Raw genomic sequence first — 21012 nt, forward strand, 5'->3', positions numbered from 1 at the left:
CGCGGGGCACTCCACGGAAGATTGACTGCGGGTTAAGTCACTGTCGGTCGCGAGCGGATCGCACAACCGATTCATGCAGATCAGTCACGCAAATCGCCGCGAACGTGCAGCGCTTCGTGCTGGCATCCTACCGCGCTGTCAGCAGATCAGCCAATGCCCGACAGCGCACCGCAACCTAGCCCCCTCACGCCGCACGGCGCTCACGCGCGGCCACAAGACCGCGCACGCCTTCGAGCGAATACACGCCGAGCGCGACCCAGATCGCGCCGTACCCCACGGCGCGTACCGCGCCGAACGGCTCCCCGTAGATGAGCACACCGGTGAGCAGTTGCAGCGTGGGTGTGACGTACTGGATAAGACCGAGCATCGAGAGCGGGATGCGCCGCGCGGCCGCGCCGAAGAGGAGCAGCGGGACCGCCGTGATCGGGCCGGAGGCCGCGAGCAGCAGTTGCAGCCCGCGCGAGGCATGCGTGAAATGGCTCTCGCCCGCGAGGCCCACGATCGTCAGATAGATGATCGCAACGGGAAAGAGCAGGACGGTTTCGAGCGCGAGGCCTTCGAGCGCGCCGAGCTGCGCGGTCTTACGCAGGAGACCATAGCCCCCGAAGGTCACGGCGAGCGCGAGACTGATCCAGGGCGGCGCGCCGTTGTGCCAGGTCAGCCACACGACGCCCGCGGTGGCCAGCGCCACGGCGGCCCATTGCAGCGCGCGCAGGCGCTCGCGCAGGAACGCATAGCCGAACAACACGTTGATGAGCGGATTGATGAAGTAGCCGAGGCTCGCTTCGACGATGTGCCCGGCGTTGACGGCCCAGATATAGATGCCCCAGTTGGCCGAGAGCAGCACGGCGCTCGCCACGAAGCGCCCGAGCAGGCGGCGCTCGCGCAGCGCGGGCCCAAACCAGCGCCAATGGCGGCGCACGACGAGCACCGCGATCACGAACAAGAGCGACCACGCCATGCGGTGCGCGAGCATTTCGAGCGCGGGGATCTGGTGCAGCGTCTTGAAGTAGATGGGGAAGAGCCCCCAGAGAACGAATGCAGCGAACGCGTAGAGGATGCCGGGATTCATGTTCGGTTCTGGTTATGGAGGCGCCAGTCCTGCGCGGCGCTGTTCGGCACGTGCTTGCGCGAGAAGGCGCTAAACGCACGTCAAGATGCGAGACGGCAGCTGGCCCGTATCCTGCACCGGGGTTCGTGCGAAGGCAATTGAAAGCCACGCGGAACGCGCCCGATTTCGCTTAGCCCTGCGCCAAGCCGCCGGTTTTGCGACAATAACGGATTTTCGCCGCCCCCCTTGGCCGTTGTCCAGCCTGACGCGCCGCTTACGGCGCGCACTGTTCTCAACGCGGCAGGCGACGGCGTAGCCCCCCTGAACAGGCCTCCTCGCGCGCGATGTCCTTCCCCCATATCGATCTGCTGTATTCGCTGTCCGGCTTGTTCGTCGGATTTCTGGTCGGCCTGACCGGCGTGGGTGGCGGCTCGCTGATGACACCGCTCCTGGTCCTCGTCTTCAACGTGCACCCCGCTACGGCAGTCGGCACCGACCTGCTCTACGCGGCCGCGACCAAGTCGGCGGGCACGCTCGTGCACGGGCTCAAGGGTTCGGTGGACTGGCGCGTGACGCTGCGGCTCGCGTCCGGCAGCGTGCCTGCCGCGACGATCACGCTGATTCTGCTGCACCGCTATGGGATGGACACGCCGCGCGCCGGGCACCTGATCCAGGCCGTGCTGGGGGTGGCGCTCCTCATCACGGCCGTGGCGCTCATTTTCCGCCCGCAGCTCGCCGCTTTCGCTTCGCGCCACCGCCACGGGCCGAGCGAAGCGCGCACGCTCTTTTTCACGATTCTCACGGGCGCGGTGCTCGGCGTGCTCGTCTCGCTCACCTCGGTGGGCGCGGGCGCCATCGGGGTGACCGTGCTGCTGCTGCTCTACCCGACGCTGCCCACGGTGCGCATCGTCGGCTCCGATGTCGCGCACGCCGTGCCGCTCACGCTCCTCGCGGGCGCGGGCCACTGGCTGCTCGGCTCGATCGACTGGCACATGCTGCTTTCGCTCTTGTGCGGCTCGCTGCCCGGCATCGCGATCGGCAGCCTGCTTTCTTCGAAAGCGCCCGAAAAGCTGCTGCGCGTACTGCTCGCCGCGACGCTCACGCTCGTGGGCGTGCGGCTCGTACTCTCCTGAACGGCGCGCGCGTCGTCCGCCTCCCGCGCACCCCGTGCGCGCTCAGGCCGCTCAGGCGTGAGGCGCCTGGCGGAAAAACTTCCCGTTGAGATCGACCTCGAACTGACGCAGCCACTGGCCGCGAGCATCGATGCGGTAAGCCTGCGCCCAGGCGCCGCGCCGCACGATCAGCATGTCGCCGTGGTCCGGATCGTTGGGATCGGCTTCGCCGCGAATGTCGAATTGCATGGGCGCAAAGCCGTGCCGCGCACAGGCCAGCTCGAAGGCCGCACGGTCGACGAGCGGCAAGTCGGTGTAGGTATGAATGGTCATGGCGATTTCCTGCTTTCCAGCGATGAGGCCGCGCTCGACCTCGGGAAAGACGCGCGATACCCACGGTATACCCCCAACGGCGGGAAGACTGTGTGTCAAACTACACTTTGGCGGCTGCAGTGCAGCATGACGAAATTGCATGCCGCCCGTGTTTGCGGGCTGCGGGTTCTCGCGCTACGCGTACAAGCCGACGGCTTCGAGCGATAACCGCCCCGAAACACACGCCAACCCTACGCCTGCCGGACAATCGCGCATAAAAAAAGCCCGGCCTGCAGAGGCCGGACTTTTTCCTGTTACTTGCCGCATGGGCCCTGTTTCCAGGGCGCATGACAGCGTTTATTGCTGCATGACCGTCAGCTTGTTCGACACCGACTTCACGCCTGCCACGCCTTGCGCGACCTCGCCAGCCTTGTCGATCTGGCCCTGATCCGGCACCGTGCCCTCCAGGGTGACCGCACCACCGTGCGAACGCACGGCGATGTTCGAAACGTCGACGCCCTGAGTCTTCGAGAGCGCCTTGCGCACTGTGTAGCCCAGCTTGCGGTCGACCTTCTTGGCCGACGGCGCCGGAGCGGCCGAGGTCATAGCAGCGGGTGCGCTCGCCGAGTTGTCTTGCGCGTAGGACGCGCTGCAAGCCACCGACAGGCACAGTGCCGCGCCCAGCGTCTTCAGAATAGCGACCGATTTCATGTTTTCTCCTTGTGTCTTCGCGTTGTTGCGGGTTGTTGCCTGAAATAGGACCGCCTCCCTTGCCAGCGGACGGCTCGAAGGCCGCCCGTCAGCCACGGTCTGACGGCTTCGTTACCACTACCGATGACCGCGCACAGCGCGCAATGCGCGCGTACACGGCCAGGGTCTGGACGCGATGCGAGAGGCAAGGATGAAAGGACGTCGAATTACACTGCTTGTTACGCCCGCCCGGACAGGTCTGCGCCCGTTTCCTGTTTGTTATGCATTGATTATGCGTTGATGCTCGCGCGAGCGCGCTTGTCGCAATGGCTTTGCCACTACTCCGGTCAAACTTTCGGGGGCGAGGCGCGGCAGGCGAATCACAATTTAGCCTGGCTGTGCCGCAAGCGCAAAGAGTTTAGCGCGGGCGCATGTGGCATGCGCTTAAGGTGTTCGGCGAGGCACGCGAGCACGCCGCCGCAACGCCGATTCTCATGTACCATCGGCTCCACAGAGCGCGCGCGGCGCGCGCTTGAGCCCACCCGGCACGAGGCCGGACCCAACGCGGACCTGACCCGCTCTTCCCCGAACCACCCGAGGCCCGCCCCACCCCGATGAAGTCCCGCACCGGCCGCAAACCTCCCCCCCGTCTCGTCGCGCGCTTCGTGGCGATCTCGTGGCGCGACCTGGCAGTCACGTTCGGCCCCATCCTGCTCGTGAGCGCGGCGGCTATCTGGCTCGCGGTGCGCCTCATCCAGCCCGCACCGCCCAACACGCTCACCATGAGCGCCGGGCCCAAGGGCAGCACCTTCTGGAACGCCGCGGAAAAGTACAAGGCCATCCTCGCGCGCAACAACATCACGCTGAACGTGCTCGAATCGGAGGGCTCGGCGCAGAACCTGCAACGTCTCGCCGACCCGAAGTCGAACGTCGACGTCGCGTTCGTGCAGGACGGCCTCGCGAGCAAGGTGCCAGGCGGCCTCGTCTCGCTCGGCAGCGTGGCTTACGTGCCGCTCGTGGTGTTCTATCACGGCCCCGTCGCCACGCGGCTCTCGCAGTTCGAAGGCCAGCGCATCGCCATTGGCGCCGAGGGCAGCGGCACGCGCGAGCTCGCGCTCACACTGCTCAAGGCCAACGGCATCGAGCCCGGCGGCGCGACGAAGCTCCTGCCGCTCTCCGGCGACGACGCCGCGCGTGAACTCGTGGCAGGCAAGATCGACGTCGCCATTCTCGCGGGCGACTCCGCGCAGCCGCCCGTCATGGGACGCCTCATGCGCATGCCGGGCGTGCGCTTCTTCGACTTCGTCCAGGCCGACGCCTACGCGCGCCGCTTTCCGTTCCTCACGGCGATCACGATCCCGATGGGCGCGTTCGACTTCGGCCGCAACCTGCCGGCAGTTCCCCTGCAATTCATCGCGCCCACGGCCGAGCTGGTCGCGCGCGACTCGCTGCATCCGGCGCTCTCCGACCTCCTGATCGAAGCGGCGAAGGAAGTGCACGGCCGCTCGACGCTCCTGCAGCGCGCCGGCGAATTCCCCGCGCCGCGCGCCCAGGATTTCCCGATCAGCGCCGACGCCGCGCGCTACTACAAGTCGGGCAAGAGCTTCCTCTACCGCGTGCTGCCCTTCTGGGTGGCAAGCCTCGCCGACCGGCTCGTGGTGCTGCTCGTGCCGATCATCGTCGTGCTGATCCCTGGCCTGAGGATCGTGCCTTCGCTCTACGCCTGGCGGGTAAAATCGCGGATCTACCGCTGGTACGGCTCGCTCATCGCACTCGAGCGCGCCGCGATGGCCGACAACTCGCCCACCGAGCGCCGCGCGCTGATCCGCCAGCTCGACAAGATCGAGGAGTCGGTGAACGGCATGAAAATGCCGCTCGCCTATGCCGAACAGTTCTACGTGCTGCGCGAGCATATCGGCTTCGTGCGCGCACGGCTTTCTGGAACGCGAGAAGCGCCGGACGCCAGCGCCGGTGCTGAAGAGAAACAGACAGCGCAAAGCGCCGAAGAGGCAGAGGCGCCGGAAGGCGGGAGCAACGACGCAGGCACAGCGGGTACAGAGGCGAGCCATGCAAACGAAAGCGGCGGCAATGAAACAGGCGAGCGCACGCATTAGCGCCGCTGCACGCATTTTGAACCGAACAATCGGCCATGCAAGCAATGGCCCGGATATCGCCCAAGAGCGGAGGAACAGCATGATCGACGGCATCGACGCCAGCCAGCCGGCCTGGTTCTACGACTTCGTGTCGCCGTTTTCGTACCTGTTGCTGGAACAACACGAGAAGTGGCCCGGCTTCGACTTCGTGCCGACGCCCGTGATGCTGTCCGAGCTTTATCGCCACTGGGGCCAGCCGTTCAGCTCCGCGGTCCCGGCCAAGCGCGTCTTCACCTACCGGCACGCGCTCTTTCGCGCCGAGCAGCTCGGCATTCCGTTCAAGATGCCGCCCGCTCACCCGTTCGACTCGATCAGGCCGATGCTGCTCGCCATCGCGGCGGGCGGCGACCTCGCCTGCGTGCGCGAGATATTCCGCTTCATCTGGCGCGAGGGACGCGACCCCTCGAGCGACGAGGGCTTCGAGCAGCTTTGTGAGCGCGTGGGCATTGCGCACGGCGAGTCGCTGATCGAGGAAGAAGTCGTGCGCGCGCAGTTGCGCCGCAACACCAACGACGCCATCGCAATGGGTGTATTCGGCGTGCCGACGTTCTGGATGAACAAGCAGCTCTTCTGGGGCGAGGACGCCTTGCCGATGGTGCTCTACTGCGCACGCAGCCCGAACTGGCTCGACTCGCGCGAGGTCAAGCGCATCAGCACGCTGCCTTCGGGACTCGCGAAGTCCGAGACGGAGTGAGCGGCAACGCTCCCGAAGCGCCCTTCTGATCCCCGTCATGCCGCGCACCCTATGGCGGCGGCGCGCGAGGCGGCTTATGGTTATGGCTGAACGCGTGCGCGCGCAGGTCTCTATCGCGCACGCGCCCTTGCCCGCCACGCCCCATGGACGACGATAACGCCCTCACCCTCGACATCTGGCTGGTGCGCGTGTTGCGCACGCTGCTGGTCGAGCGCAGCGTCACGCAGGCCGCGCTGCGCCTGAACCAGACCCAGCCCGCGATCAGCACGGCGCTGCGCCGGCTGCGCGAGATCCTGGGCGACCCGATCCTCGTGCGCGGCAAGGCCGGCATGGTGCCGACCGAGTACGGCGAGTCGCTGTTGCAGCACGCGCAGCGCGTGCTGCGCGATGTGGAGTTCGTGGCCACGCCGCACGGCGACTTCGACCCGGAGCGCTCGAGGCGCACCTTCCGCCTCGCCGCCCCCGACTACCTCAACGACTTCTTCATGCCGACGCTGATCTCACGCTTTCGCGAGACGGCGCCGGCAGCGCGGCTGGAAATCCTCTCGCTCTCGCCCACGCTCGACCATCACGGTGCACTGGACGCGGGCGAACTCGACATTGTGATCGGCAACTGGCCGAAGCCCGAGCCGCGTTTCGCGCGCAGCGACCTCTTCTCCGACAAGGTCGTCTGCATGATGCGCGCGGATCATCCGCTTGCGCGCCGCGAACTCACACGCGAGGCGTATCTCGCAGCGCCCCATCTCGCGCCCACGCCCTACACGGGCGCGCATGCCAGTGCGATCGACCTGGGATTTGCGAAGGCGAAGGCCGAGCGGCGCATCGTCGCGACGCTACCCTACTTCGGGCTCGTGCCGCAGGTCTTGCTGCAATCGGATCTGATCTTCACGACGACACGGCGCTTCGCGCAGCATTACGCGAAGCTCATGCCCATTGCCATCGTAGAAACGCCGTTCCCGTTTCCGCGCATTCACTGCTACCAGATGTGGCATCCGCAGCCGGACAGGCCGAGCGATGTGGGATGGCTGCGCGGGTTGATCGATGAGGTATCGGGGACGTTGACCGCCGAGCGCGGCACGAAGCGCGCGCTCGCGAAGAAGGCCACGAGCGTGACCCGCGAAGAGACGCCCACGCCGCCGCTCGAAGCGCTTTGAAATGCAAACGGGCGCCTCTTCATCGAGGCGCCCGTTTTACTGACTCGATTCGTGGAGTCAGGCGCGCTCGAGCTCGACCGCGCTCACCACAGCCGGGCGCTGCGCCACCCGCATCTGCATGAGCTGCGCGGCGACCGCCACCGCAATCGACGAAGGCGCCTTGTCGACGATACCCGTCACGCCGATCGGGCACGTCATCTCGTCCATGCGCTGCGCTTGCACGCCGCGCTCCATGAGCCGCCGCTCGAACTTCACGCGCTTCGTTTTCGAGCCGATCAGGCCGAACCACGCGAAATCGCGCCGGTGCATGATGCGCTCGGAAAGCTCGAAGTCGAGCGCGTGATTGTGCGTCATCACGAGGAAGTACGCGCCCGCCGGCGCTTCGTCGACGATGGCCGCCGGCGTATCCGTCGCTTCGATCTGCACGTTGGCGGGCACTTCGTCGGGGAACAGTTCGTCGCGCTCGTCCACCCATTGCACGACGCAGGGCAGCATGCCGAGCAGCGTGATGAGCGCGTGCCCCACGTGGCCCGCGCCGAACAGCACGATGTGCATCGGCCCGTAATGCGGCACCGGTGTGCTGCGGCGGCCAATGATCACGCGTCCGGTTTCATCGACGCGCACGCAATGTTCAGGATGGCGATTCATTTTGCGGCCCCATCACGCGCCATCGCCCGCACCGCGCCCACGCCTTTCAGGATTTCCTCGGCGGTGGCTGGCGCATTCATCGGCGGATTGAAGCGGTAGTCGGCCACGCTCGCCACGGCGTCGCGAATCGCGAAGAACACCGAGAACGGCAGCAACAGCGGCGGCTCGCCCACGGCCTTCGAGCGGTGGATGCTGTCCTCCGCGTTGCGGTTCTTGAAGAGCCGCACGTTGAATTCGGCGGGCGTATCGTTCACGGTCGGGATCTTGTAGGTGGACGGCGCGTGCGTCATGAGCTTGCCGTCCGGCTTCCACCACAATTCTTCCGTGGTGAGCCAGCCCATGCCCTGGATGAAGCCGCCTTCCACCTGGCCCACATCGAGCGCCGGGTTCAGCGAAGCGCCCACATCGTGCAGCGCATCGGCGCGCAGCACGCGCATTTCGCCCGTGAGCGTGTCGATCACGACTTCCGATACCGCCGCGCCATACGAGTAGTAGTAGAACGGCCGCCCGCGCAGCGCGGCCTGATCCCAGTACAGCTTGGGCGTGGTGTAGAAACCATCGGACCAGAGCTGGACGCGCGCAAGATAGGCCTTCGAAACCAGCGTTTCGAATGGCACGATCGTCTCGCCCACGATCACGGACTCGTTGGCAAAGCGCACGTCGGCGGCATTGATTTCGCCCTTGCCGTACGTCGTCGCCGCGAGCGCTGCGAGGCGCTCGCGCAACTGGCGTGCGGCGTCCTGTGCCGCCTTGCCGTTCAGGTCGGTGCCGGTCGACGCTGCCGTGGCGGACGTGTTCGCCACCTTGCTCGTATCCGTGGCGGTCACGCGCACGCGGCCAAACTCGATGCCAAGTTCGTGCGCCACGACCTGCGCGACTTTCGTGTTCAGGCCTTGGCCCATTTCGGTGCCGCCGTGATTCACGAGCACCGAGCCGTCGGTGTAGATATGAACGAGCGCGCCCGCCTGGTTGAAGTGCGTGACGTTGAACGCAATGCCGAACTTGACCGGCGTGAGCGCAATGCCCTTTTTGAGCACGTCGTTGTTCGCGTTGAATTCGCGAATCGCGGCGCGGCGCGCGCGATAACCGCTCGTTTCCACCAGCTCGTCGATCAGCTCGTGAATGACGTTGTCCTCCACGACCTGGCCGTAGGGCGTCTCGTTGTTTTGCGTCTTGCCGTAGAGATTGCGACGGCGCACGTCGAGCGAATCGAGGCCGAGCGAGCGCGCCACGTCGTCCATGATGTACTCGATCGCGAATGCGCCCTGCGGGCCGCCGAAGCCGCGAAACGCCGTGTTCGACTGCGTGTTGGTCTTGCCGCAGAAGCCGGCGATCGAAACGTCGGGCAGCCAGTAAGCGTTGTCGAAGTGGCAAACCGCACGCGTCATCACCGGGCCGGAAAGGTCCGCGGAAAAGCCGCAGCGCGAGGTCATGTCGACCGACACGCCTTCGATCGTGCCCTGATCGTCGTAGCCCACTTCGTAGGTGTAGTGGAAATCGTGGCGCTTGCCCGTGACCATCATGTCGTCGTCGCGGTCGGGGCGCAGCTTCACGGGGCACAGGAGCTTCCATGCGGCGAGCGCCGCGCAGCACGCGAAGAGGCCCGACTGCGATTCCTTGCCGCCAAAGCCGCCGCCCATGCGGCGGCATTCCACGAGCACGTTGTGCGACGCGACGCCCAGCACATGCGCGACGAGGTGCTGCATCTCGCTCGGGTGCTGCGTGGAGCACCACACGTGCATGCCGTCGTCGTCCTTCGGCGCTGCGTAAGCGATCTGGCCTTCGAGATAGAACTGCTCCTGGCCGCCCAGCAGCATCTCGCCTTCATGGCGGTGCGCTGCGCGCGCGGCACGCGTGGACGCCTCGCCGCGCGCAAGCTTCATCGGCGGCAGCACCGATTGCTGCGCAGCGCGCGCCTGCTGCGCCGTGAGCACGGCGGGCAGCTCTTCGTACTGCACCTCGGCGCGCCGGGCGGCCAGGCGCGCCGTGTCGTGGGAAGTCGCCACGACGATGAACATCGGCTGGCCCACGTACTGCACGACGCCATCGGCGAGCACCGGATCGTCGTGGATGATCGGGCCGCAGTCGTTCACGCCGGGAATGTCCTCGGCTGTGAGCACGGCCACGACGCCGGGCGTCGCGCGCACTTTATCGAGGTTCATCGAAACGATGCGCGCGTGCGGCTTCTGCGAGAGGCCGAGCGCGGCGTGCAGCGTGCCGGCCAGGACCGGAATGTCGTCGGTATAGGTGGCGCGGCCGCTCACGTGCAGATGCGCGGATTCGTGCGGCCGCGAAACGTGGACTTGCGCGAAAGGCTCGCGTGCCTTGAGTTCGTCCAGGAACGGTTCGGCTTGCTGGTTCATTGTTTAGTGCTCCGTATGTCTCTTCCGATTCCTGAATGTCTCAAGCCGTTTCCGCCGCGACGTTGCGCACATTAAGCGCCTGCGGCGCAAGCGGGTTATGCGGGCGCGTTTCGAGCCAGAAGCGGTACAGCGTGTTCTTCGCGGCTTCGAGGCGGTAGTCGCTCGTCGCGCGCATGTCGGAAAGCGGCGCATAGTCGTTGCCGAGCGCGATCATCGCGGCCTGGGCCGTGGCTTCGTGCCATTGCGCATCGGCGAGCACGCCTTCCGCGTGGGCCGCGCGCTTCGGTGTCGCGGCCATGCCGCCGAAGGCGATGCGCGGCTCGCGAATCACGTCGCCATCGACGATATAGGCGAATGCCGCGCACACGGCCGAGATGTCCGAGTCGAAGCGCTTCGAGACCTTGTAGGTGCGAAAACGCAGGTTCGCGCGCGCGCCGGTGCGCGTGGGTACCTTGAGCGCGAGCACGAACTCGTGCTCGGCCATGTCCTTCTTCTGGTAGGCGAGATAGAGGTCTTCGAGCGGCATTTCGCGCTCGAGCTCGCCGCCGCGCAGCACCACGCGCGCGCCGAGTGCGATGAGCCCCGGCATCGAGTCGCCGATCGGCGAGCCGTTCGCGACGTTGCCGCCTATCGTGCCCGCGTTGCGGATGGGCAGCGAGGCGAAGCGCTGCCACATCTCTTCGAGTTCCGGATAATGCTTCGCGAGTTCCGCATAACCGCGCTCGACGGTCACGCCCGCGCCGATCTCGATCCACGCGTCGCTCACGTCGATGCGGCGCATCGCGTCGACCTGGCCCACGTAGACGATGTCGCCGAGTTCGCGCATCTGCTTCGTGACCCACAGGCCGATATCGGTGCTGCCCGCGAGAATGCGCGTGTTGGGACGCTCGGCCTTGATGGCGGCGAGCGCCTCGACAGTGCGCGGCGCGTCGTAGTGCTGGCCGCGGCTCTCGTAGTGGAAGGTGTCCTTGCGTTCGAGCGTGGCGAGGGTCTGTGCGAGCGCCTTCACGTCGATGGGCTGCTTCGGCGCGTCGGCCTGGAACATCTGCTCAGCGGCATCGAGAATCGGCCGGTAGCCGGTGCAGCGGCACAGGTTGCCCGTGAGCGCGTTGGCGATCTCGTCGCGCGAAGGCACGCTGCAGGCGCCCTTGCCCGCGCACGCGCTTTGGCCAACGTGCGTGGTGTGACCAGCGTGCTCGTGGCCATGTTTTTCATAAAGCGCCCACATCGACATCACGAAGCCGGGCGTGCAGAAGCCGCACTGCGAGCCGTGGCAATCGACCATGGCCTGCTGCACGGGATGCAGCGAGCCGTCGGGCTGGCGCAGGTCTTCGACGGTGAAAAGCGCCTTGCCGTCGAGTGTGGGCAGGAACTGGATGCAGGCGTTGACGGCCTTGAAGCTCACGCCACCCGCCTCGTTGCGCTCGCCCACCACGACCGTGCAGGCGCCGCAGTCGCCCTCGGCGCAGCCTTCCTTAGTGCCGGTGCAGCGCGCGTCTTCGCGCAGGTACTGGAGGACGGTGCGGGTGACGCCCGCGTCGCTGACTTCGCGAATCGCGTTGCGGTGATAAAAGCGGATCGGCTGGCTCATGGTTTCTGGCTCGTCGTTGGATGCGGCTCGCAAAAGGCGTGTGCCGCTCGAGTGGACGCTTCGAAAACTATCACTGCCAATATTGGCAACCCATAGCTAGAGGAGCATGGGGGATATATCGTTGAATCGATAAATCGGCGTGTTGCAGTTCGGTTGGGCTTATGTCGAAGTGTCTCAATTGCGCGATTTCTGAGCTGATTCGTGAATATCGGACATATTTGACTGAACATTTACCCGCTCAGATGCCGACATCTCCGCACGAACGGTCGGATCAGGACAGCGCCAAAGCGCGAATTGCGGCCAACGTCGCACAAATTCGCGAGATCTTCGCGGATGGGCGATCGGTCGTAAAAGACCGCTAGAACCGCCAAAAACACGTGTTCCGCCGGTCGGAACAGCTTTTCAATTTCTGCATAAAAACCGGTTCCATGGGACAATCACGGCTTTCCCGCCGTTTTCCATCCGCGTTTTCCCCATGTCTGCTGATTTGGCGCCCAGGCGCAACGCCGCATCGACGACCCTGCAGATCATTCCGGTCGTCTTTTTCACCTTCCTCTGCTACCTGACGATCGGCATTCCGCTCGCGGTGCTGCCGGGCTACGTGCACAACGACCTCGGTTTCAGCACCGTGGTGGCAGGCGCGGCAATCAGCGTGCAGTACATCGCCACGCTCTGCTCGCGCGCGCTCGCGGGCCGCTCGGCGGACACGCTCGGCCCCAAGAAAACCGTGACGATCGGCCTGACGATCTGCGGCGCGAGCGGCGTGCTGCTGTTGCTCGGCACGCTCGTCGATCACTGGCCCGGCCTCTCGCTCGCGCTGCTGGTGGTGAGCCGCCTGTTGCTCGGCTGCGGCGAAAGCCTTTGCGGCACGGGCGCGATCCTCTGGGGCATCGGTCGCGTAGGCACCGCTCACAACGCGAAGGTGATCTCGTGGAACGGCATCGCCACCTACGGCGCGCTCGCGATTGGCGCGCCGCTCGGCGTGGTGATGGCGCACGCCATCGGCTACTGGATGCTCGGCGTTTCGGTCATCGCGATGGCCGCGCTCGGCTTCTGGCTCGCGCGCCCGATCGCGCCGGTGCCGGTCGTGCATGGCGAGCGCATGTCGTACCGCAGCGTGTTCACGCGCGTGCTGCCGCACGGCATCGGCCTCGCACTCGGCTCGGCGGGCTTTGGCTCCATCGCGACCTTCATCACGCTGTTCTACGCCGCGCGCCACTGGCCCAATGCCGCTTTCACGCTCACGGTGTTCGGTCTGATGTTCATCGGCGCGCGCCTGTTGTTTGCAAACACGATCAAACGCTTCGGCGGCTTCCGCGTGGCCATCGTCTCGTTCTCGTGCGAATGCGCGGGCCTCTTGCTGCTGTGGCTCGCGCCCACGCCGCAAGTCGCGCTCGCGGGCGCGGCGCTCACCGGCTTCGGCTTCGCGCTCGTGTTCCCGGCGCTCGGCGTCGAAGCGGTCGGGCTCGTGCCGCCCGCCAGCCGCGGTGCGGCCCTCTCGGCGTACTCGGTGTTCCTCGACCTCTCGCTGGGCATTACCGGCCCGCTCGCCGGCTATGTGGCGAACCTGTTCGGGTATGGTTCGGTGTTTCTCTTCGCCGCCATCGCGGCGGCTTCCGCCGTGGTGCTTTCGGTTTCGCTTCATCGCAAGAGCGTGCGCTCGCATGCCGCGCAGAGTGCACAACACGCAAGCGGCGCCAGCACGCCGGCCGGGCAACAAGTCGAATAAAAAAAACCGCACCCGGCAAACTGCGCCGGATGCGGCCCGGACTTCAGACTGAACGCGGCGGCGCTTTCGCCGCCGGGCTTACCCTTCCCTACTTCTGCACCGCAGCCGTATCGATCTTCTTGCCGGTCGCCTCGTTGTAACGCCGCACATACTCCTCGGTGAGCTTGGCCACCGCACGGCCGATCTTGCGATAGTCCGACTCGTTGAGGTTCGCGAGCGACACCCGGCCCGACGGATGTGCCGTGCCAAAGCCCTTCCCTGGCAGCAGCACGACGCGTGCCTCGGCCGCGAGCTGGAACAGCAGTTCGTTGGGCTTCACCTGCTTGAGCAGCCAATCGACGAAGTCCCGTCCGAAGCGCTTCTCGCCCAGGTACTCCATATCGAGAATCGTGTAGTAGTCGACCTGGTTCGGATCGTCTTCGTCGTAGATCGCGCCCATTGCCTCGTACAGCGCGCGCTTGCGGCTGCGGATCAGCCTCTTGAGCGCGTTCTTGTACGCGTCGGGCGTATCCATCAGCGAGAACAGCGAGAACAGCACCATCTGCACCTGCTGCGGCGTGGAAAGGCCAGCGGTGTGATTGAGCGCGACGGTGCGGCTGTCGGCCACCAGACGGTCGATGAACTTGAGATTGTCCGGGTCCGTCGTGATCGACTCGTAGCGCTTGTGCAGTTCCTTCTTCTCTTCCTTCGGCAGCTTGGTGAGCAGATGGTCGAGCACGTTGTCGCGGTGCGTTGCGATCGCACCCAGACGCCAGCCCGTCGCGCCAAAGTACTTCGAATAGGAGTACACGAGAATGGTGTTCTTCGGTGCGAGCGCGAAGAGCGAGACGAAGTTGTCGGCGAACGTGCCGTACACGTCGTCGGTGAGGAAGATGAGGTCGGGACGCTCCTTCACGATGTCGGCGATGTATTCGAGGCTCTCATCGTCCATCTTGACCGAAGGCGGGTTGCTCGGGTTCACGAGGAAGAACGCCTTGACCTTCGGGTCGCGCAGCTTGTCGAGTTCTTTCTTTGAGTACTGCCAGTTGTTCTCAACCGTGGCGTTCAGATGCACGACATTGAGCTCGTAATCGTTGAGCTCCGGAATCTCGATGTACGGCGTGAAGATCGGCATGCCGAGCGCGATGGTGTCGCCCTTCTTGATCAGGAAGTTCTCACGCATCGTGTTGAAGATGTACGTCATGGCCGCCGTGCCGCCTTCCACCGCGAACACGTCGAACTCGCCGACGAACGGATGCTTGCCGATCATCTCGCGGCGCAGGTACTGGCCGACGATGATCTCCGAAAGCTTGAGCATGCGGTCCGGCACCGGGTAGTTGCAGGCGAGGATGCCTTCGCACATCTCATAGAGGAAGTCGCCCGCCGAAAGCCCTAGCTGGTCGCGCACATACGAGACCGCCCCGCCGATGAAATCGATGCCGGCCTGGCCCTTGTTCTCGCGCAGGAACTGATCGAAGCGTTCGACGATGCCCGCGCGCTGCGGGAAGCCGCCCACACCTTCCGGCATGTACGAGAACGAACGCTCCGACTCACGCATCGCGAAGAGGCCGAGTTGCCAGAAGCCGTGGCGTGGAATGGTGGCGAGGAAGTTGGGGTTGCCGCGGCCGGCGTTGAGCATCGAGAAGTTGGCCGGACGCTCGGCCGCGCCGCCGCCGGCCGCCTTGATCAGTTCGTCCTTCAGTTCGAACGGGCTCAGTGCATCGAGACCCGACTTTTCTTTCGCGCCGTTACTCTTCGCTTTCGTTGCCATGGTGTTCTCCATTGGAAGACGTTGCGTGTGCCGCGCGTCTGTGCGCCGCACACGATGGGTTCATGTCATGCAAGACCGACCACGAGCGGCCCGAGCAGCGTGAGCAGCACGTTCGCGATCGCGTAGGTAATGGCGAACGGCACGGTGGGCACCGCGCTTTCCGCCTTGTCGAGAATCCCGCCGAAGGCCGGGTTCGCACTGCGCGCGCCGGAAAGCGCGCCCGCCAGAATGGCGGCGTTGTTGTACTTGAGCACGTAGCGGCCAAACAGCATCGTGAGGAAGAGCGGGACAAGCGTCACCACCGCGCCGAGCAGGAAGATGGTGACACCGCTCTGCTTGATCGTCACGACGGCCTGCAGGCCCGAGTTCAGCCCCACCACCGCCACGAACGCCGCCAGCCCGAAGTCCTTGAGCAGTTGCGAAGCCGCGGGCGGCATCACGCCGTACATGGGGTGCTTGCCGCGCATCCAGCCGAACACGAGACCCGCGAGCAGGCAGCCGCCGCCGGAACCGAGCGTGAGCGGAATGCCGGCCACGTTCACCACGATCAGGCCCACCAGCAAGCCGAGCACGAGGCCCACGCCCATGTAGATGAAGTCGGTCTTGTTGCTGTACGCGAGTTCATAGCCGGCAGCCTGCACGGCGCGCTTCGTGTCGGTGGCCGTGCCGTAGATCGTCACCACGTCGCCGTGCTCGAGCTTCGTTTCCGGCAGGAGCGGAACAGGCTGACCGACACGCTCGATCTTCTCGATGTACACGCCGTGACGCAGATCGCGGTCCACGTTCTTGCGCACCTCGGCAATCGTCGTGTGATTCATGCCTTTTCTCGTGAAGACGAGCTGGCGCGTTTGCATCACGAGGCTCATGCCGCCCGAGTCAGGCACTTCCGGCCCAATCAGCGCGCCCACTTCAACCATCTGCTCGCGGCGGCCCACCACCAGCACGATATCGTCACGGCTCAGCACGAAGTCGGCGGTGGCGTCGAGCATCTTGCCGGCGCGCCGAATCTTCTCGACCGCCACGAAGTCGCTCTCGGCCAGCTCGATCTGCTTGACGGTCTTGCCCGCGCCTGCCTCGACACGGAACACCCGCCCGAACAGTTCAGGCAGCGCCGTGATCTGGCCCGGCCCGGAGGCGGCGCTGCCACCCGACATCTCGCGTTCGGCGTCCGCGGAGGCGTCCTTGAGGCTTCGGCCCATGAACTTTGGCAGGATGTTCACGCAGACGATGATCGCGCCGAGCGAGCCGAACACGTAGGTGACGGCGTAGCCGATCGCGACGTCGGCCTGCATGGCCTTCACCTGGTCGGGCGGGAGGCCCAGACGCGCGATGGCGTCACCGGCCGTGCCAATGATGGCCGACTGCGTCATGCCGCCCGCGGCAAGACCGGCGGCAAGGCCCTTGTTGAGGTGAAAGAGCTTCGCGCAGATGATCACGGTGGCGAGACCCGCCAGCGCCATGAACACCGCCATGGCGATCTCGCGCAACGTCTTGCGGTTGAGCGAGTTGAAGAAGCCCGGCCCGGAGTCGTAGCCCACGGCGTAGATGAAGACGGCGAACATCACCGCCTTCACGCCGTTGTCGACGGTCACGCCCACCTGGCTCACGACGACAGCCACGAGCAGCGACCCGCCTACGCCGCCTAGCTGGAACTTGCCGAAGTTGATCTGGCCGACCCAGTAGCCAACGGCCAGGGAGAGAAATAGCGCGATTTCCGGGGATTTGTGAAAGATGTCATGTAGCCATTCCATCGTGTCCTCGCTTTGGGAAAGAACCACCCGTTGCTGCTGGAGATGGCCGGGAAGGTGGAATCACCCGGCCGAATCCAGCAAAAAACACCAGCCAAACTTGTCAGCCGAGCTTCGCCGCGAGCCCCACCACCACGGGACCCATGAGCGGTAAGAGGATGTTCGACAGCGCGTAAGTGATCGTGTAGCCGATCACGGGAGTCGAGTTGCCGGCTACGCCGACGAGCGCACTGATCGCCGGTGTGCTGCACTGCTGGCCTGCAATCGCGCCGAGCAGCATCGGCGCTTCGAGCTTGAGGAACATGCGCCCGATCCAGAGTGATAGGAGCCCCGGAATCAGCACCATCAAAATGCCGGCGAGCGGCAGCGCGAGACCGTACTCGCGCACGAGCTTGATGGCGTCCGGGCCGGCGGAGAGTCCCACGGCCGCGATGAAGGTGGCGAGGCCAAAGTCCTTGAGCACCTGCGCGGCGGCAGAGGGCAGCGAGCCCACCACGGGGAAATGCGAGCGCAGCCAGCCGAAGAAGAGGCCCGAGAGCAGGCACCCGCCGCCCGTGCCGAGCACGAGCGTGACGCCGCCCACGTTCACGCCGAAGCGCCCGATCATCATGCCGACCAGGACGCCCAGGCCAAGATAGACGAAGTCGGTTTTCTGCGTCTGCTGGATCACGTAGCCAAGGCGCTTCGCGCCGCGCGCCACGTCGGTGGGCGTGCCGACCAGCGTGAGCACGTCGCCGCGATGCACTACCGTGCCGGGCAACGCGGGCACGGTTGTGTCCTGCCGCGTAATCGCGCCGACGTAAATGCCGCGGCCTGCTTCCGGCGAGGCGCGCTCGCGCATTTGCGCGAGCGTGAGGCCGTTGACGTCGCGCTGCGTGACCATCACGTCCACGCGCTTCGCGAGCAACTTGAACAGGCCCTCGCCGGGCAACTCTTCGCCCAGGCTGCCTGCAGCCTCGATCACGGCCTCGCGGCGCCCGGCGATGAGCACGATGTCTCCCGCCTGCAGCACGAACTGCGCGGTAGCGTCGATCTGGCGTCCATCGCGCAGCACGTGCTCGATCGTGACGTTGTTGCCAAAGCGCGCCTCGAAGGCCGCGACCGCGGCGCCGGCCGCAGGCCCCACCTTGAACGCGCGGCCAACGAGCGGCGCGAGCGCGAGCCGCTGCCCTTCGTCGAGCGCGCCGTCGCCGCCGAGCTTGCGATACAGGCGCGCGGCCTCTTCGCGCAGATTCACGCGCAGGATGAGCGGCGCAATCTGGCTCGTGAAAAGCACGATGGTGATGAGGCCAAAGAGGTAGCTCACGCTGTACGCGGTCACGATGTGCGCCTGCAGTGTGCTCACCTGTGCGTCGGTCAGGCCGAGCCGCGTGATCGCCTCGGAAGCCGTGCCGATCACGGCCGATTCGGTCGCAGCGCCAGCGAGCAAGCCCGCCGCGGTGCCCGCATCGAGCTTCATCACCACGACGGCGATCATGATGAGCGCCATGACCGAGACGATCTCGATGATCGATAGGAGACCGTAGCGCCAGCCGCGCCCGACGTTCGCGAAAAACTGCGGACCGCCCGTGAAGCCGAGCGCGAAGATGAAGAGTGCAAAGGCAATGTTCTTGAGGTCCGGCGAGATGCGCGCGCCGGTTTGCCCGAGCACGAGCGCGACGATCAGCGTGCCGCACACGCCCCCGAGGGAGATTGGCCCAAAGCGGATAGAACCAATCAGATAACCGAGCGCCAGGCTCACGAACAGAGCAATCTCGGGTTGCGACTTCAGCAATTCGACGATCATGTCTGGTCTGCCGATTTACGTTCTAGTGAGCCCGAAAGCATGCTTGAAATTGAGCGGCAATGCACATTAAATAACATGCAAAACCGACCTGCATCGTTATTTTCCCCATGCGTAACAATTCTTTCACGCGGCAAAAAAATCAATGCACGCTTATTTCCGGACTGTGAATTACGATGAATTCACAAGCCGCTATGACTCGCAATTTTCCGCAGACAAAGGCGAATTCGCCCTGAATCTGACAGCCTTAATAGATATCCGCTGCCTGCATGAATCGCGCAAACACGTTGTCCGCAATGCACAAAAATTCGATAGCGGCAAAAACGCACAACACATTCCTCATTCAATACATGCCATTTGAGTACTGAATTTTTAAAAGTACGAAATACTGCCGTCTGTTGAGATAGATATTGTAATTCTCACCGACTGTCAATATTATTTTTGTTAGATTCCCGCAGTCGTCCATTCGAGCCATATGGGCCAGAACAACGCGACACACCGCTGCGTTCCTCAACTTCGCCAGCAGTCGCAGTGCCCCTCAACCGGTCCATGCATCGAGCATACGAGGCTACACATGAACCAGATTCACGCCATGCGCGTCTTCGTCAGGGTTGCGGAAACCGAGAGCTTTCGTCGCGCCGCGCAGCAGCTCGACGTCTCCAATGCGCTCGTCACGCGCTCTGTCGCGATGCTCGAGGCGCACCTGAACACACGCCTCATCAACCGCACCACGCGCAATCTCGCGCTTACCGACGCAGGCCTGCGTTATCTCGAGGGCTGTCGTTGCGTGCTTGAAGAACTCGATCATCTGGAACGCTCACTGGCGCACACGGAAAGCGAGCCGAGCGGCACGCTGCGCGTGGTGGCCGCGGGCGCGCTCTCGCTCGCCACGCTCACGCCGCTCATCGACGGTTACCGGCGTCTGTATCCGCGCGTGAACGTGCGCCTCACGCTCGCCGAGCGGCCCGTGGATCTCATCGAAGAGGGTTTCGACGTCGGCATCGTCGGCGCCACGCCCTCACGCAACGGCGATTGCGTGGCGCGCGCGCTCGGCACCACGACGTTCGTGCCTTGCGCGGCTCCCGCGTGGCTCGCCGAGCACGGCGAGCCGCATACGCCTGAGCAGCTCGCGCAGTGCGCGGCGGTCGCGCTGCCTCCGGAGGAGCGCAGCGCGACGTGGCAATTCGCGAAGCCCGGCGAGCGTGCCCAACAGATCACGCTGCAGCCCGGCTACGCCGTCAACAACATGCTGATGGTGCGACTCGCGGCGCTAGCCGGCATGGGCGTGGCGATCGTGCCCGCGCCGCTCGTCGCCGACGACTTCACCGCGGGCACATTGCGGCGGCTGTTGCCCGACTACGATATCGACGACCAGGACGCGCGCATGTCCATCGTCTATCCGAGCCGCCAGTATTTGCCCGCGAAGACGCGCCACTTTGTCGACTATACGGTCGAGCATTTCGAGCATGCGCACAACGCATCGTCCGCGACGAATACAACGTCATTACCGGCGAGTTCCCCTGGCGCCCCTAACCGGCCGCTGAGCGTGGCGTGAGCACGTATCGCGCGCACGTCATAGGTACGCCCCTTTGTTTGAGAACATGCCGCTTGCGAACGCGCTGTTTGTGAACATGCCGTTCGCGCGCCCCGGCACATCAGAGCCGGGGCGAATTCCCGTCGACCGGAACCAGCAGGCCCAGGTCGCCCGCACCGCACTGTTCGCGCAGCAATGCCGCTTCGCGCTCGTGCACTTCCACGGGTAGCCACGATGCGCCCGCCCACGCGAGGTAGCGCGCGCGATGCTGGCCGTTGCGAAACGCCACCACGCCCTCGTGCGCGAGTCCGAACCAACCCGCCAGCCCCGCCGCGCGGCGTTTGCTGATCGTCACGTAGGGCATTTGCGGTACGCGCTCGTTGTCCGGATCGAGAAACTCGCGAATGCCGCGCACCTTGCCGCCATGCCAGTCGTCGACGGGCTTGAGCACATAGTCGGTGTCGTCGCGGTCGGCGCAGAGAAGCAGCTTGTGCAGATCGACGATCACGACGACATGGCGCGTGCCGTCGGTCGTGAAGACGCGCTTGAAGCGCACGTGGTCATACGCCTCGTGGTCGGGCAACGGGACGGTCCAGAAGGGTCCACAAGCGGGATACGGCGAGGCATCCGAAACGGAGGTGATGCTGGACATGGACGTCGATTGCATGCGTGCGAGGGAGAACGTGGTTCAGGCAATTAA

Annotated in this window: 16 protein-coding genes; 6 read left to right on the plus strand and 10 right to left on the minus strand. The window is 65.1% G+C overall.

Translation table 11 applies throughout. The annotated features are described in order from the left end of the window. Nucleotides 1–184: 184 nt before the first annotated feature. Complete coding sequence (gene rarD / locus JMY28_RS01850; protein ID WP_201694046.1) at nucleotides 185–1072, minus strand: EamA family transporter RarD; 888 nt, start codon at nucleotides 1070–1072, stop codon at nucleotides 185–187. A gap of 323 nt (nucleotides 1073–1395) precedes the next feature. Between rarD and JMY28_RS01855 the strand changes: the two genes are divergently transcribed. After that, nucleotides 1396–2184, plus strand: a complete 789-nt coding sequence (locus JMY28_RS01855; protein WP_201694048.1) for a sulfite exporter TauE/SafE family protein — start codon at nucleotides 1396–1398, stop codon at nucleotides 2182–2184. 51 nt (nucleotides 2185–2235) lie between these two features. On the opposite strand, the gene JMY28_RS01860 is transcribed toward JMY28_RS01855, so the two are convergent. Both JMY28_RS01860 and JMY28_RS01865 read right to left on the minus strand, forming a co-directional pair. Continuing rightward, the gene (locus JMY28_RS01860; protein WP_201694050.1) at nucleotides 2236–2496 is read right to left on the minus strand and encodes a hypothetical protein; all 261 of its coding nucleotides are present in this window, start codon (nucleotides 2494–2496) and stop codon (nucleotides 2236–2238) included. Nucleotides 2497–2832: 336 nt separating this feature from the next. Then, nucleotides 2833–3186 carry a BON domain-containing protein gene (locus JMY28_RS01865; RefSeq protein WP_201694052.1) on the minus strand — a complete coding sequence of 118 codons (354 nt, stop codon included), beginning with the start codon at nucleotides 3184–3186 and terminating at the stop codon, nucleotides 2833–2835. Between the two features lie 593 nt (nucleotides 3187–3779). Between JMY28_RS01865 and JMY28_RS01870 the strand changes: the two genes are divergently transcribed. The 3 genes from JMY28_RS01870 to JMY28_RS01880 all read left to right on the plus strand — a co-directional run bounded on the left by JMY28_RS01870 (nucleotide 3780) and on the right by JMY28_RS01880 (nucleotide 7166). After that, the gene (locus JMY28_RS01870; RefSeq protein WP_201694054.1) at nucleotides 3780–5279 is read left to right on the plus strand and encodes a TAXI family TRAP transporter solute-binding subunit; all 1500 of its coding nucleotides are present in this window, start codon (nucleotides 3780–3782) and stop codon (nucleotides 5277–5279) included. Nucleotides 5280–5358: 79 nt separating this feature from the next. Further along, nucleotides 5359–6012: a 2-hydroxychromene-2-carboxylate isomerase gene (locus JMY28_RS01875; protein WP_201694056.1), complete on the plus strand. Its 654-nt coding sequence runs from the start codon at nucleotides 5359–5361 to the stop codon at nucleotides 6010–6012. Between the two features lie 143 nt (nucleotides 6013–6155). After that, nucleotides 6156–7166, plus strand: coding sequence for a LysR family transcriptional regulator (locus JMY28_RS01880; protein ID WP_201694057.1), 1011 nt, complete (start codon nucleotides 6156–6158; stop codon nucleotides 7164–7166). A gap of 57 nt (nucleotides 7167–7223) precedes the next feature. On the opposite strand, the gene xdhC is transcribed toward JMY28_RS01880, so the two are convergent. Genes xdhC through xdhA form a run of 3 tightly spaced genes read right to left on the minus strand, consistent with a single transcriptional unit; the run spans nucleotide 7224 to nucleotide 11768 of the window. Next, the gene (gene xdhC, locus JMY28_RS01885; protein WP_201694058.1) at nucleotides 7224–7814 is read right to left on the minus strand and encodes a xanthine dehydrogenase accessory protein XdhC; all 591 of its coding nucleotides are present in this window, start codon (nucleotides 7812–7814) and stop codon (nucleotides 7224–7226) included. Further along, the gene (xdhB, locus tag JMY28_RS01890) at nucleotides 7811–10177 is read right to left on the minus strand and encodes a xanthine dehydrogenase molybdopterin binding subunit (protein WP_201694059.1); all 2367 of its coding nucleotides are present in this window, start codon (nucleotides 10175–10177) and stop codon (nucleotides 7811–7813) included. The genes xdhC and xdhB overlap by 4 nt, the downstream gene beginning before the upstream one ends. A gap of 40 nt (nucleotides 10178–10217) precedes the next feature. Continuing rightward, on the minus strand, nucleotides 10218–11768 hold the full coding sequence (gene xdhA, locus JMY28_RS01895; protein WP_201694060.1) for a xanthine dehydrogenase small subunit: 1551 nt from the start codon (nucleotides 11766–11768) through the stop codon (nucleotides 10218–10220). 475 nt (nucleotides 11769–12243) lie between these two features. On the opposite strand from xdhA, the gene JMY28_RS01900 reads away from it, so the two are divergent. Beyond that, complete coding sequence (locus JMY28_RS01900; protein ID WP_201694061.1) at nucleotides 12244–13497, plus strand: MFS transporter; 1254 nt, start codon at nucleotides 12244–12246, stop codon at nucleotides 13495–13497. Nucleotides 13498–13585: 88 nt separating this feature from the next. Here JMY28_RS01900 and JMY28_RS01905 read toward each other — a convergent pair whose 3' ends face one another. From JMY28_RS01905 to aspT (JMY28_RS01915), 3 genes are all read right to left on the minus strand, one after another. After that, nucleotides 13586–15247, minus strand: a complete 1662-nt coding sequence (locus JMY28_RS01905) for a bifunctional aspartate transaminase/aspartate 4-decarboxylase (RefSeq protein WP_201694062.1) — start codon at nucleotides 15245–15247, stop codon at nucleotides 13586–13588. A gap of 65 nt (nucleotides 15248–15312) precedes the next feature. Continuing rightward, nucleotides 15313–16998, minus strand: coding sequence for an aspartate-alanine antiporter (gene aspT / locus JMY28_RS01910; RefSeq protein ID WP_201694064.1), 1686 nt, complete (start codon nucleotides 16996–16998; stop codon nucleotides 15313–15315). A gap of 100 nt (nucleotides 16999–17098) precedes the next feature. Then, nucleotides 17099–18781 (minus strand): aspartate-alanine antiporter, encoded by a 1683-nt coding sequence (aspT, locus tag JMY28_RS01915; RefSeq protein WP_201694066.1) that lies wholly within the window; start codon nucleotides 18779–18781, stop codon nucleotides 17099–17101. A 571-nt stretch (nucleotides 18782–19352) separates the two neighbouring features. Here aspT (JMY28_RS01915) and JMY28_RS01920 point away from each other — a divergent pair. Next, a complete protein-coding gene (locus JMY28_RS01920; protein WP_201694068.1) occupies nucleotides 19353–20333 on the plus strand; it encodes a LysR family transcriptional regulator in 981 nt (326 codons plus the stop codon). A 100-nt stretch (nucleotides 20334–20433) separates the two neighbouring features. Here JMY28_RS01920 and JMY28_RS01925 read toward each other — a convergent pair whose 3' ends face one another. Continuing rightward, nucleotides 20434–20964, minus strand: coding sequence for a plasmid fertility inhibition factor family protein (locus JMY28_RS01925; protein WP_201694070.1), 531 nt, complete (start codon nucleotides 20962–20964; stop codon nucleotides 20434–20436). Nucleotides 20965–21012 lie beyond the last annotated feature (48 nt).

This window comes from Paraburkholderia hiiakae (genome assembly GCF_904848665.1).
GTDB lineage: Bacteria > Pseudomonadota > Gammaproteobacteria > Burkholderiales > Burkholderiaceae > Paraburkholderia > Paraburkholderia hiiakae.